The sequence below is a fragment of the Streptomyces sp. TSRI0107 genome (genome assembly GCF_001905845.1).
Taxonomy (GTDB): Bacteria; Actinomycetota; Actinomycetes; order Streptomycetales; family Streptomycetaceae; genus Streptomyces.
This window is the reverse complement of the sequence record NZ_LIVZ01000007.1, coordinates 433212-445666: the sequence shown is the minus strand read 5'-3', so window position 1 is coordinate 445666 and position 12455 is coordinate 433212. Positions and strand designations below refer to the sequence as shown.

At 72.0% G+C, this 12455-nt stretch carries 11 protein-coding genes and 1 pseudogene; 7 read left to right on the top strand and 5 right to left on the bottom strand.

The window, feature by feature from the left end:
* Window positions 1-116 precede the first annotated feature (116 nt).
* The 3 genes from cmk to der all read left to right on the top strand — a co-directional run bounded on the left by cmk (window position 117) and on the right by der (window position 3022).
* Window positions 117-812 carry a (d)CMP kinase gene (gene cmk / locus AMK31_RS21300; protein WP_073942176.1) on the top strand — a complete coding sequence of 232 codons (696 nt, stop codon included), beginning with the start codon at window positions 117-119 and terminating at the stop codon, window positions 810-812.
* Window positions 809-1456 carry a lysophospholipid acyltransferase family protein gene (locus AMK31_RS21295; protein WP_073942175.1) on the top strand — a complete coding sequence of 216 codons (648 nt, stop codon included), beginning with the start codon at window positions 809-811 and terminating at the stop codon, window positions 1454-1456. The genes cmk and AMK31_RS21295 overlap by 4 nt, the downstream gene beginning before the upstream one ends.
* 81 nt (window positions 1457-1537) lie before the next feature.
* Window positions 1538-3022 carry a ribosome biogenesis GTPase Der gene (gene der, locus AMK31_RS21290; protein ID WP_073942174.1) on the top strand — a complete coding sequence of 495 codons (1485 nt, stop codon included), beginning with the start codon at window positions 1538-1540 and terminating at the stop codon, window positions 3020-3022.
* 89 nt (window positions 3023-3111) lie between these two features.
* Here der and AMK31_RS21285 read toward each other — a convergent pair whose 3' ends face one another.
* Complete coding sequence (locus tag AMK31_RS21285; protein ID WP_073942173.1) at window positions 3112-3486, bottom strand: hypothetical protein; 375 nt, start codon at window positions 3484-3486, stop codon at window positions 3112-3114.
* Window positions 3487-3607: 121 nt separating this feature from the next.
* A complete protein-coding gene (locus tag AMK31_RS21280; RefSeq protein WP_073942172.1) occupies window positions 3608-4390 on the bottom strand; it encodes a hypothetical protein in 783 nt (260 codons plus the stop codon).
* Window positions 4391-4942: 552 nt separating this feature from the next.
* Between AMK31_RS21280 and AMK31_RS21275 the strand changes: the two genes are divergently transcribed.
* From AMK31_RS21275 to AMK31_RS21265, 3 genes are all read left to right on the top strand, one after another.
* The gene (locus AMK31_RS21275) at window positions 4943-5584 is read left to right on the top strand and encodes a LysM peptidoglycan-binding domain-containing protein (RefSeq protein ID WP_073942171.1); all 642 of its coding nucleotides are present in this window, start codon (window positions 4943-4945) and stop codon (window positions 5582-5584) included.
* Between the two features lie 113 nt (window positions 5585-5697).
* Window positions 5698-6246: a LysM peptidoglycan-binding domain-containing protein gene (locus tag AMK31_RS21270; protein ID WP_073942170.1), complete on the top strand. Its 549-nt coding sequence runs from the start codon at window positions 5698-5700 to the stop codon at window positions 6244-6246.
* A 224-nt stretch (window positions 6247-6470) separates the two neighbouring features.
* Complete coding sequence (locus AMK31_RS21265; RefSeq protein ID WP_073942169.1) at window positions 6471-7514, top strand: WYL domain-containing protein; 1044 nt, start codon at window positions 6471-6473, stop codon at window positions 7512-7514.
* Here AMK31_RS21265 and ctaD read toward each other — a convergent pair.
* Window positions 7408-9084: pseudogene (ctaD, locus tag AMK31_RS21260) on the bottom strand (aa3-type cytochrome oxidase subunit I); the annotation flags it as partial. The gene AMK31_RS21265 and the pseudogene ctaD sit on opposite strands and share 107 nt — an antisense overlap.
* Before the next feature lie 363 nt (window positions 9085-9447).
* On the opposite strand from ctaD, the gene AMK31_RS21255 reads away from it, so the two are divergent.
* A complete protein-coding gene (locus AMK31_RS21255) occupies window positions 9448-9663 on the top strand; it encodes an I78 family peptidase inhibitor (RefSeq protein WP_073942167.1) in 216 nt (71 codons plus the stop codon).
* Between the two features lie 53 nt (window positions 9664-9716).
* Here the strand turns inward: AMK31_RS21255 and AMK31_RS21250 are convergent, their stop codons facing one another.
* Entirely contained in the window at window positions 9717-10736 is a 1020-nt protein-coding gene (locus tag AMK31_RS21250; protein ID WP_073942166.1) for a phosphatase PAP2 family protein, read from the bottom strand.
* 240 nt (window positions 10737-10976) lie between these two features.
* Window positions 10977-12293: a mannosyltransferase family protein gene (locus AMK31_RS21245; protein ID WP_073942165.1), complete on the bottom strand. Its 1317-nt coding sequence runs from the start codon at window positions 12291-12293 to the stop codon at window positions 10977-10979.
* Window positions 12294-12455 lie beyond the last annotated feature (162 nt).

Below are 12455 nucleotides of genomic sequence, written 5' to 3'. Positions count from 1 at the left end.
TTCGCCCGGCCGGCGCCGGGCAGGTGCGGCCGGACGAGTGACGCGCACCCAGTAACCTTGTCGGGGGCACCAACCCGCCCCCGCCCCCGCCACCCGCACCAGGAAGGTGTCCCCCCGTGGAAAACGGCGCCGCCCGGACCGTCCCCGCAGTGATCGTCGCCATCGACGGCCCCTCCGGCACGGGCAAGTCGAGCACGTCCAAGGCCGTGGCCGCCAAGCTCGGCCTGAGCTACCTGGACACCGGCGCCCAGTACCGGGCGATCACGTGGTGGATGGTGACCAACGGCATCGACCTCGAGGACCCGACGGCGATCGCCGCCGTGGCCGGGAAGCCGGAGATCATCTCCGGCACCGACCCGACGGGCCCGACCATCACCGTCGACGGCACCGACGTCTCCGCCCCGATCCGCACCCAGGAGGTCACCTCCAAGGTCAGCGCCGTCAGCGCGGTCCCGGAGGTGCGGACCCGGATCACCGAGCTCCAGCGGTCCATCGCGGCCGCCGCCGAGAACGGCATCGTCGTCGAGGGCCGCGACATCGGCACGACGGTCCTGCCGGACGCCGACCTGAAGATCTTCCTCACCGCCTCCCCGGAGGCGCGTGCCGCCCGCCGCAGCGGTGAGCTGAAGGGCGCCGACGTCAACGCCACCCGCGAGGCCCTGCTCAAGCGGGACGCGGCCGACTCCAGCCGTAAGACCTCCCCGCTGGCCAAGGCCGGTGACGCGGTCGAGGTGGACACCACCGAGCTCACGCTGCCGCAGGTCATCGAGTGCGTCGTCACCCTCGTCGAGGAGAAGCGGGCCGGGAAGTGACCGAGGCTCCGTCGGCGCGGGGCGCCGAGGTCGGGCGGCGCATCGGCGTCGGCCTGATGTACGGGCTGTGGCGGCCGCGGGTGCTCGGCGCCTGGAAGGTCCCGCCGACCGGCCCGGTGATCCTCGCGATCAACCACTCGCACAACATCGACGGCCCGATGGTCATGGGCGTCGCGCCCCGGCCGACGCACTTCCTGATCAAGAAGGAGGCGTTCGTCGGCCCGCTCGACCCGTTCCTGACCGGCATCGGCCAGCTGAAGGTGGACCGCGACTCCACCGACCGCACCGCGATCACCCGGGCGCTGGGCGTGCTGGACAACGGCGGGGTGCTGGGGATATTCCCCGAGGGCACCCGGGGCGAGGGAGACTTCGCCTCGCTGCGGGCCGGGCTCGCGTACTTCGCGGTGCGCAGCGGGGCGCCGGTCGTCCCGGTGGCCGTGCTGGGAAGTTCCGAGCGCCGCGGACGGTTCATCAAGGGGCTGCCCCCGCTGCGCAGCCGCGTCGACGTGGTCTTCGGCGACCCGTTCGAGGCGGGCGACGGCTCGGGGCGGCGCACGCGCAAGGCGCTGGACGAGGCGACCGAACGCATCCAGAAGCACCTCTCGGTGCACCTGGAAAACGCCAGGCGTCTGACCGGACGCTGAGCGACACTGAGTAGTGGATCAACCCGGGGAAACCGGGGCACTCCACCGATCACCACGAATGAACGACGAGGTACGGACTTCATGAACGACCAGATCCAGCCCGGCGGCTCGGACGGCTTCGAGCACGACCACGGGGCGCTCGGCGACGCCGAGTACGCGGAGTTCATGGAGCTCGCCGCGGAAGAGGGCTTCGACCTGGAGGAGGTCGAGGGCGCCATCGAGGCGGCCGGGCACGGCCCGCTGCCGGTGCTCGCCGTCGTCGGCCGCCCCAACGTCGGCAAGTCGACCCTGGTGAACCGGATCATCGGCCGCCGCGAGGCGGTCGTCGAGGACCGGCCGGGCGTCACCCGGGACCGCGTCACCTACGAGGCCGAGTGGGCGGGCCGCCGCTTCAAGGTCGTCGACACCGGCGGCTGGGAGCAGGACGTCTTCGGCATCGACGCCTCCGTCGCCGCGCAGGCCGAGTTCGCCATCGAGGCCGCCGACGCCGTGGTCTTCGTCGTCGACGCCAAGGTCGGCGCCACCGACACCGACGAGGCCGTCGTACGGCTGCTGCGCAAGGCCGGCAAGCCCGTGGTGCTGTGCGCCAACAAGGTCGACGGCCCGAGCGGCGAGGCCGACGCGGCCTACCTGTGGTCCCTGGGCCTCGGCGAGCCGCACCCGGTCTCGGCGCTGCACGGCCGCGGCACCGGCGACATGCTGGACGCCGTCCTGGAGGCGCTGCCCGAGGCGCCGGAGCAGACCTTCGGCGGCGCCGGCATCGGCGGCCCCCGCCGCGTCGCGCTGATCGGCCGCCCGAACGTCGGCAAGTCCTCGCTGCTGAACAAGGTGGCGGGCGAGGAGCGCGTCGTCGTCAACGAGCTGGCGGGCACCACCCGCGACCCGGTCGACGAGCTGATCGAGCTGGGCGGCAAGACCTGGAAGTTCGTCGACACGGCGGGCATCCGCAAGCGGGTCCACCTCCAGCAGGGCGCCGACTACTACGCTTCGCTGCGCACCGCCGCCGCCGTCGAGAAGGCCGAGGTCGCCGTCGTCCTCATCGACGCCACCGACTCGATCTCGGTGCAGGACCAGCGGATCATCACCATGGCCGTGGAGGCGGGCCGCGCGCTCGTCGTCGCGTACAACAAGTGGGACACCCTCGACGAGGAGCGCCGCTACTACCTGGAGCGGGAGATCGAGACCGAGATGGGCCAGGTCTCCTGGGCGCCGCGGGTCAACGTCTCGGCGCGCACCGGCCGGCACATGGAGAAGCTGGTCCCGGCGATCGAGACGGCCCTCGCGGGCTGGGAGACCCGGGTGCCGACGGGCCGGCTGAACGCCTTCCTCGGTGAGCTGGTCGCCGCCCACCCGCACCCGATCCGGGGCGGCAAGCAGCCGCGCATCCTGTTCGGCACCCAGGCCGGCACCAAGCCGCCGCGGTTCGTGCTCTTCGCCTCCGGCTTCATCGAGGCCGGCTACCGCCGCTTCATCGAGCGCCGGCTGCGCGAGGAGTTCGGCTTCGAGGGGACGCCGATCCACATCTCGGTGCGGGTGCGCGAGAAGCGCGGCGCGAAGAAGAAGTGACGCGAGAGAAGACGTGACGCGAGAGAAGAAGTGACGAAAGGGCGGTCCCGGTCGGGGCCGCCCTTCTCGTCGGGTCCTGCTTCGTCGGGTCAACGGCTGCCGCGCCGGCCCGGTGGCAGGGCCGCCGGGATCTGCCCGACGCGCTGCCACTGCGGCTGCTGCCCGCCGCCGCCGTGCCGGGCGCTCTGCGCGCCCGCGCTGTAGGCGCTGTACGAGCCGCCGAATGAGCCGCCCAGCGAACCGCCGAGTGAGCCCGCGCCGTACGGAATGCTCCCGAAGGCGGTGAACCCCAGCTTCTCCTCGCCGCTGCGGTCGCCCGGAAGCGCGCGGAACGACTTGACGTACTCGGCGTAGAGCTTGTCGTAGATCGGCGTGGGCGATGGTCCGCTCTGATCCTGAGCCGACCGCGGTGGGGGAGGGACCGAGGGATAGGACTGGCGGCGGGGAGCGTCGTATGCGTGCACGTATGTCCAAACGACACCGGCACATCAGAAGATGCGGGGGGCCGCCCCGCCGCGCGGGGCGCGGGCGGCCACGACGAAGCCGCGGCCGCCGGGTCACCGCGGTTCCCCGGTGCGGTGGCGCTCAGGTACCCGCGAGCGGCAGCGTCCCCGCGACCAGCTTGCCGTTGGCCGCCGCCTTGTCCAGCGCGTCCCGCAGCAGGTCCTCGCGGGGCTGCCGCCCGATGGACCCCACCGGCGCGGCGAACATCAGCACCTGCTGGTGCTTGTTCGCGGCGGACCGCCAGCCCTCCGTGACCTGGAGCGGCTGGTGCGCCTGCCACCAGGCGACCGGCTGGCCCCCGTTGGCCGACGGCTGGAGCACCGCGTGCAGCTGGCCCATCGCCAGCAGCACCGACCAGCCGTGCAGCACCGGCGGCACCGTGCTCAGCTCGGTCACCGGCATGAACCCCTGCTCGATGAGCAGCGGCAGGAAGTCGTCGCCGACGCCGGTCGAGCCGGGGCGCACGATCGGTCCGGTCGGCTCCACGACCAGCGCCGGGTGCAACTCGCCCGCGATGAGCACGAGTCCGCTGGTCACGCCGAGCACGGCCTGCTCGGGCGTGACCTTGTCGGGCCCCAGGTCGGTGGTGTCGCCGCTGATGGACCTCACGGCGCCCTGCAGCTGCTCCTCGGTGACCTGGACGACCTGGGAGGGCAGACAGGCGGCGTGGGCGAAGGCGAGCACGGCGGTCTCGTCGCCGATGAACAGCACGGTGCTGGTGCGCTCGCGCTCGGAGTCGCCCGGGGTGCGGCAGGACGTGCAGTCGTAACTGCCAGGGGTGGTGTCTCCGGCGAGCAGCCGGTCGGCTTCTTCGTCGCCGATCTCGGCGCGTACCTCGTCGCTGACGTCGAGCATGCGCGGCACGGGTGGCTCCCTCGGGATGCGGTGCGTGGCGAGGCCGGGTGGCTCCCGGCCCGTGGTCCGGGTCGGTCCCGGGCTCATGAAGATGACAACGGCCGATCTGTGGCGGGAGTCACGCAGTACGACGAATCGAATCGAACCATCCGAAGCTGAGGGTCACCCTGGCGTCGGAATCGGACACTCAGCGTCAAGTCCCGGACGAGTAAAGGGACTTGCGCCGGTGAGGAGAGTCACAGGTTTACCGGACGACGGGTCGAAAAATCCGGAAATCAGCGAATGAATGGGGTGTCCGAAAATCGCTGATACCTTCGGTAACCTCGAACTGGCCTGCGGAGACTCGGAGTTGGTTGATACCTGCCCGTCGCGGTGCCTACATTCCTCCGCCGTGTGCAACGAGCACCGCTCGGGTACGTCCGCCGGCCGGATCGGCAGCAGCACCACGCCGGCCCGGGGCACAGCCACCGGCGGACGGGGGCGGAGCGCGCCGACCGCGATCCCACGCGGGAAGCGAGCCCCGTCTCTTGGGGGACCCCGGGTCCGTCGAGAGGGAATTACATGTCCGAATGTGCCGATACCACCCGCGACCGCGCCCGTAAGACGCGTACGACGGCGGCTCTCGCCGGGGCGGTCCTGCTCGCCCCGCTCGGGCTGCTGACCGCGACCGGCACCGCCCAGGCGGCGGACGGCGGAGTGTGGGACCGCATCGCCCAGTGCGAGAGCGGCGGCAACTGGCACATCAACACCGGGAACGGCTACTACGGCGGACTCCAGTTCTCCGCCGGCACCTGGCGCGCCTTCGGCGGCACCGCCTACGCGCCGACCGCCGACCGGGCCACCAAGGACCAGCAGATCGCGGTCGCCACCAAGGTCCAGCGCGCCCAGGGGTGGGGCGCGTGGCCGACCTGCTCGGTACGCGCCGGCGCGTACGGCGGCGCACCCGAGGCGCCCGCACCCGCGGCGGCTCCCGCCGAGCCCGCCGGGAAGCCCGCCGGGAAGCCCGCCGGGACGCCGGCGCGCACGGCGGGCCACACCGACCGCGGCGCCTCCCGCGGCGACTACACCGTCCGCGACGGCGACACGCTGAGCGCCATCGCCGGCCGGCACGGGACCACGTGGCAGCGGCTGTACGCCGCCAACAAGGCCGTCATCGGCGGGGACCCCGACGTCATCGTGCCGGGGCAGCGGCTGCGGCTCTGACGCGACGACGCCGCCGAACGGGGGCCCCGGCCGGTCCGCCGACCGGGTGGGGCCCCGCGCGCGTGGGGCGCGGCTCGCCGGGCCGGGCGCCGGGTGCTGCTTAGCGTGGGCCGATGTTGCGCACCCCGATGACCCTCACCCTGGCCGCGGCGGCCGCCGTGCTGACCGCGCCCGTCCCCGCCGTGGCCCAGGCCGCGTCCCGGCCACCGGCCTCCGGACCGCAGGCCGCGACCCACGCGCCGCAGCACTGCCCGAAGGAGAAATGGCCCTGGGGCTGTGTCGCCGACTGTGAGAGCAGCGGCAACTGGCACATCAACACCGGAAACGGCTACTACGGGGGCCTGCAGTTCTGGCAGCCCACCTGGGAGGCGTACGGCGGCCTGAAGTACGCCGCCCGCGCGGACCTCGCCACCCGCGAGCAGCAGATCGCCGTGGCCCAGAAGGTGCTGGCGGCGCAGGGCTGGGAGGCCTGGCCGGTCTGTTCGAAGAGATACGGCCTGAAAGGCCGGATGCACATCGTGAAACGCGGCGACACGCTCTCCGCGGTCGCCCGCAAGTACGGCGTCAAGGGCGGCTGGCAGGCCCTCTACAAGGCCAACAAGGCGACGATCGGCGGCAACCCCAACCAGCTGAAGATCGGTCAGATGCTCACCCTGCCCTAGGCTCTGTCGTTTGGGTCAGCCCGGCTGTGAGGGACGGTGCGTCCTGGCCGAGTCGAGCGGGGTCTGGTGCGTGCAGCTGCAAGGCGGAGGAGGGAGTCGACGCGGCGCGTCGGCGACTGACGACAACGCGGCAGATGTGCGTGCCAGATCCTGCGACGCCGGGATGATCCAAACGACAGGGCCTAGGCAGGTCCTCGGCCTGCGAGCCCGGGATACTCGAGCCCATGCTCGAGACCTCCGCCCGCCTGCTCCGGCTGCTCTCCCTCCTCCAGGCCCACCGCGAATGGTCCGGCGCCGAACTCGCCGAACGGCTCGGTGTCACCCCGCGCACGGTCCGCCGGGACGTGGACCGGCTGCGCGAGCTGGGCTACCCCGTGCACGCCAGCCCCGGCACCGGCGGCGGCTACCAGCTGGGCGCGGGCGCCGCCCTGCCGCCGCTGCTGCTGGACGACGACGAGGCCGTCGCGGTCGCGGTCGGCCTGCGCACGGCCGCCGGGCAGGGGGTGGAGGGCATCGGCGAGAGCTCCGTACGGGCCCTCGCCAAGCTGGAGCAGGTGCTGCCGCAGCGGCTGCGTCACCGGGTGGGCGCGCTCAACGCGTTCACCGTGCCGATGCTGCGCGGCCCCCAGCCGTCGGCCGTGGACCCGGCGGTGCTGACCGAACTGGCGGGGCTGTGCCGGGACGCGGAGCGGCTGCGGTTCGAGTACGCGGACCACGAGGGCGCCCGCAGCCGCCGTACCGTCGAGCCGCACCGCCTGGTGTGCTCCGAGCGGCGCTGGTACCTGGTCGCCTGGGACCTCGACCGGGACGACTGGCGCACCTTCCGCGTCGACCGCGTCACGCCGAAGCCCCCGCACGGCCCCCGGTTCACCCCGCGCACGCCGCCCGCCGAGGACCTGGCCGCCTATGTGTCGCAGGGCGTCTCCACGCGCGCGTACGTCGCACAGGCCGTCATCCGGGTGCTGGCGCCCGTCGAGGAGGCGGCCGCGCACATCTCGCCGTCCGACGGGACCCTGGAGGCCGACGGCCCGGACGCCTGTCTGCTGCGCACCGGGGCGGCGAGCCTGGACGTGATGGTGATCCATGTGCTGCTGCTCGGCTTCGAGTTCGAGGTGCTGGAGCCGGCCGAGCTGACCGAGGCGCTCAGGGATGCCCGGGAACGCCTCGGTCGTGCGCTGGATCGGAGTGCTGGGGCGCCGGAGACGCGTACTCCGGGTGGTGCAGGTCGAACGCCGGGGAATCCGTGTGGATCCGCGGCAGCGCCGTGAAGTTGTGCCGCGGGGGCGGGCAGGAGGTCGCCCACTCCAGGGAGCGGCCCCACCCCCACGGGTCGTCGACCTCGACCTTGGTGCCGTACTTGGCGGTCTTCCAGACGTTGTAGAGGAACGGCAGCGTGGACAGGCCCAGCAGGAACGCGCCGATCGTCGAGATGGTGTTCAGGGCGGTGAAGCCGTCCGCGGCCAGGTAGTCGGGGTAGCGGCGCGGCATGCCCTCCGCGCCCAGCCAGTGCTGCACCAGGAACGTGGCGTGGAAGCCGACGAACAGCGTCCAGAACTGGATCTTGCCGAGCCGTTCGTCGAGCAGCTTCCCGGTGAACTTGGGCCACCAGAAGAAGAACCCGGCGAAGATCGCGAAGACGACGGTGCCGAACACCACGTAGTGGAAGTGCGCCACCACGAAGTACGAGTCGGTGACGTGGAAGTCCATCGGCGGCGACGCCAGGATCACCCCCGTCAGCCCGCCGAGCAGGAACGTCACCAGGAAGCCGGCCGACCACAGCATCGGCGTCTCGAAGGACAGCGAGCCCTTGAGCATGGTCCCGCTCCAGTTGAAGAACTTCACCCCCGTCGGGACCGCGATCAGGAAGCTCATGAAGGAGAAGAACGGCAGGAGCACCGCGCCGGTGGCGAACATGTGGTGCGCCCACACCACCACCGACAGGCCGGTGATCGCCATCGTCGCGCCGACCAGAGCCATGTAACCGAAGATCGGTTTCCGGCTGAAGACCGGGATGATCTCCGTGACGATCCCGAAGAACGGCAGCGCGATGATGTACACCTCGGGGTGCCCGAAGAACCAGAACAGGTGCTGCCACAGCAGCGCGCCGCCGTTCGCCGCGTCGAAGACGTGCGAGCCGAACCGCCGGTCGGACTCGAGACAAAGCAGGGTGGCCGCCAGCACCGGGAACGCCATCAGGATCAGGATGGACGTGAACAGGGTGTTCCAGGTGAAGATCGGCATCCGGAACATCGTCATGCCGGGGGCGCGCATCCCGATGATGGTGGTGATGAAGTTGACCGCGCCGAGGATCGTGCCGAACCCGGCCAGCCCCAGCCCCATGATCCACAGGTCGGGGCCGACCCCGGGCGAGCGTTCCAGGCTGTTCAGCGGCGCGTAGGCGAACCAGCCGAAGGCCGCCGGCCCGGTCGGCACGACCAGCGAGCCGAGCACGATCAGCCCGCCGAACAGGAACAGCCAGTACGACAGCATGTTCAGCCGGGGGAAGGCGACGTCCGGGGAGCCGATCTGCAGGGGCATCAGCTCGTTGGCGAAGCCCGCGAAGGTCGGGGTCGCGAACAGCAGCAGCATGATCGTGCCGTGCAGCGTGAAGAGCTGGTTGAACTCGTGGTTGCCGACCAGCTGGAGCCCCGGCCGGGCCAGTTCGGCGCGCATCACCAGCGCCATCGCCCCGCCGATCAGGAAGAACCCGAACGACGTGATCAGGTAGAGATGGCCGATCTTCTTGTGGTCGGTGGTGGTCAGCCAGTCGATGACCACCCGGCCGCGCCTCCCGGCCCCCACCCGTCGTGCCGTCGCCGGTACGGTCTCCGTCCCCATGCCTCGCTCGCCCCTTCGCTCGTACGGGGTTTCTGTGACGGAACCGTGTATTCCGTGTGCGGAATCGGCCCTCGTCGCCCGCCCGGAATGGCAATGGAATGAGACCCGGGGGACAGTCCTTCCGGAACTTTCCGCCGGGCAATTCGGCGAGCCGTGCCGACACGCGGGAATTTCGTTCGAATACCTGCGGAAGGCGTACCGAACCGCTCGTCCGAGTGAGTGCCCGCCGCCCGGTGGTCGACGACACGGCGGCCGAAACGCGTGTCGTGATCCTGTGACAGAAGTGTGACCGGAGGGGGATCAGTGACCCAGGGTGTCCGGTCTGCCCTTCCCCGGCCGCCGGACAGCGCCTAGCGTGGCGGCATGGCACCGATTCCGACACCTTCCGCAGAACCCCAGGACAGCCCGGACGCCTACGTCGGCCTCGACGCGGACGCGGCCGAGCGGCGCGCCCGCGAACGGGGGTGGCCGACGGTGCGCGCGCTGCCGCCGGGAGCGATCATCACCATGGAGTACCGCGTGGGGCGGCTGAACTTCGAGGTGAGGGACGGCCGGGTGGCGCGCGCCTGGAAGGGCTGAGACCGCATGAGTGAGGCCCCGATCGTGCTGATCGGGGCCTCACTCATGCGGTCTCAGCCGCCCGTCGCCGGGCGCGCGGCCGGTGCCGTGCCGCGGGGGAGGCGGTCGGAGTGCGGCGGACGGCGGCTGCCGGCCGGGGTGACCGGGGTGCGCTCCGAGCGGGCCGTGTGCGGGCCCGGGGCCAGCAGCCCCGACGCCCGGGAGGTGCGGGCGGCGGCCGGCGAGACGGTCTCCCGCACCGGCACCGGCTCGTCCTCCGCGGCCGGGGCGAGCGGCGTCGGCTGGGGCAGCGGGACCACGCCGCGGCGGCCGGCGCGCAGCCAGTCGCGCTGGGTGAACAGCCAGGCCTCGGCGGCCGCGATCGTGGGCTCCAGCCACGGCAGCGCCAGCAGCACCAGCAGGCCCGCGGCCCAGCCCAGCAGGACGTCGCTCAGCCAGTGCGTACCGAGGTAGACGGTGGTCAGGCCGACGCTGAGCGACAGCACCGCCGAGAGCGCCGACAGCCAGCGGCGGGCGCGCGGCGTGGACGCCAGATAGGCGAGGATGCCCCAGGTCACCACCGCGTTCGCGGTGTGGCCGGAGGGAAATATGTCGCTGCCGGCCTGGAACCAGTGCCACATCTCGTTGGAGCCGACCTCGGTCGCGTAGTGCGGCCCCGAGCGGCCCAGCCCGTACTTCACGGCCCCCACGGTCACGTTCAGCAGCAGCAGCGCCGCGCCGAAGGCGAGCAGGGGGCGCAGGGTGTGCTGCCGCCAGCAGCGCCAGCCGAGCCAGGCCGCGACCATCACGGCCGTCGGGCCGCGCTGGCCGAGGACCACCCAGTAGTCCAGGAAGGCGTGGATCTCCGGCCACTGCTGGTAGGGCCGGAAGAGCATGGCCTGCCAGTCCAGCCGGACCAGCCACGAGGTGGTCACCACGGCGAGGACGATCGTGAGGTAGAAGGCGAGCGTCGCGCCGAAGAGCACCACCCGGTGCCGCGTCATGCGCGGCACGTCGAGGACCGGCCGCTGCGGTTCGCGGTCCAGTCGGGCGAAGATCCGGTCGAGCCGGGTCGGCTTTGGTTCGGTACGCACCCAATCGACGTTACAGCGAGTGAGCTCACTTCCCCGCCGAATCACCGGGTTTGTAATGACGATGTGATGTGGGATTGCTCTCAGACGCACGTTTATTTCCAGCGATTCCGCAATCCTCAGGACGTGTTCCCTTCAATTGTTTTGATCATTCCGCAGGGGCTGGTTTTGGCCTCCTTATGAATTCGTTCACCGGCGCATGGCGCGGAATTCGCCGGGCGCTCACCGGGCGCGCGCGGCCGGTCAGGGCGGCCCCGAGCCGTTCAGCCAGAACGCCCCGTACACCGCCGAGACCACCGCGACGCCCGCCGTGACCAGCGCCGCCCGGGAGGTGCGCGGCCGGGCCAGGGCGAGCGCGAGCGGCAGCAGCAGCGGGAAGGCGGGCATCAGCAGGCGCGGCTTCGAGCCGAAGTAGCTCGACGCGCACAGCGCGAGGGCGGTGACGACGCCCGTGTAGACCAGCAGCGGCAGCGGCTGGCGCTGCCGGACGCAGAGCGCGTACAGCCGGATCACCAGCCCGACCCCGACGATCAGCCCGGCGCCGGCCAGGGCCGAGGGGAACGACGTGAACTTCTCCCCGATGAAGCGGGCGAAGGCGTAGCCGCCGTCGAAGCCGTTGCGCCAGCCCGCCTGGACGTCCAGGTAGCCGAGCGGGCCCTTGCCGGTGCGGTGCCCGACCCACAGCACATAGCCCGCGGCGCCCAGGGGCGCGAGCAGCATCCCGAGGGCGCGTCGCCACGCCGGTGCGCCCTCCCCGCCGGGGACGTCGGTGGGGGAGGGGGCGTGCGCGGTGGCATGCGCGCCGGGGGTGGGCGCCGCGCTTCCCGGCCGCGCGGATGGCCCAACGCCGCCCCGGCCCCGCCACTGCCGTACGAAGGAAGGCGCCCCGGACGTCACGGAGGACCGCGCCCCGGCCGTCATGAAGGACACCGCCCCCGCCGTCCACACCGCCGCCACCACCGCGAGGCCCACCGGCCGGGTCAGCCCGGCCAGCAGCGCCAGGGTGCCCGCGGTGAGCCAGCGGCCGGTGAGTACGGCGTACAGGGACCACGCGGCGAGCGCGGTGAAGAGGGACTCGCTGTACGCCATCGACTGCACGATCCCGACCGGCAGCACCGCCCACAGCAGCACCGCGCAGACCCCCGCCCGGCGGCCGTGGACATGGTCGGCGACCGCGAAGATCCCCCAGGCCGCGGCGAGCGAGGCGACCAGGCTGACGACGAAACCCGCGTCGGCGTACGACAGCGGCGTCACCGTGTGCAGCAGCCGCTCCAGCCAGGGCAGCAGCGGGAAGAAGGCGAGGTTGGAGTGGATGTCGCCGTTCGGCAGGCGCACCTCGTAGCCGTAACCGAGCTCGGCGACCCTGACGTACCAGAGGGAGTCCCAGCGGGCGGTCAGCAGGGTGTACGCGCTCTTGTCGCGTGCCGCGCTCCACACGGCCAGCGCGAGCAGACCCAGGGCGCGGACGGCGGCGTACCCGAGGAGGGCAGGGGCCGCCCGGCGCAGGGTCGGGCGCGTGGGGCCTATGAGGCGCTCGGGGCGCGTTTCGAGGTCGGTCACGGGCTCAAGTATCGGCGGGAGGGGGAACCGGGCGGCCGGGCCCGGCGTGCTCCCCGAAGTACGGACGTGGTGTACGAAGCGGTTCAGCAAGTGGTGTACGCCACACCGGATCCGCCGGAAGTGTGAGAGCTCCACCACGCGACCCCGGCATGGACTCGCGTA

Bases quoted from the DNA above. Each gene is read 5' to 3' on its own strand.
- der (WP_073942174.1), top strand. From the start codon at position 1,538: ATGAACGACCAGATCCAGCCCGGCGGCTCGGACGGCTTCGAGCACGAC.
- AMK31_RS21275 (WP_073942171.1), top strand. From the start codon at position 4,943: ATGTCCGAATGTGCCGATACCACCCGCGACCGCGCCCGTAAGACGCGT.
- AMK31_RS21270 (WP_073942170.1), top strand. From the start codon at position 5,698: ATGTTGCGCACCCCGATGACCCTCACCCTGGCCGCGGCGGCCGCCGTG.
- AMK31_RS21265 (WP_073942169.1), top strand. From the start codon at position 6,471: ATGCTCGAGACCTCCGCCCGCCTGCTCCGGCTGCTCTCCCTCCTCCAG.
- AMK31_RS21255 (WP_073942167.1), top strand. From the start codon at position 9,448: ATGGCACCGATTCCGACACCTTCCGCAGAACCCCAGGACAGCCCGGAC.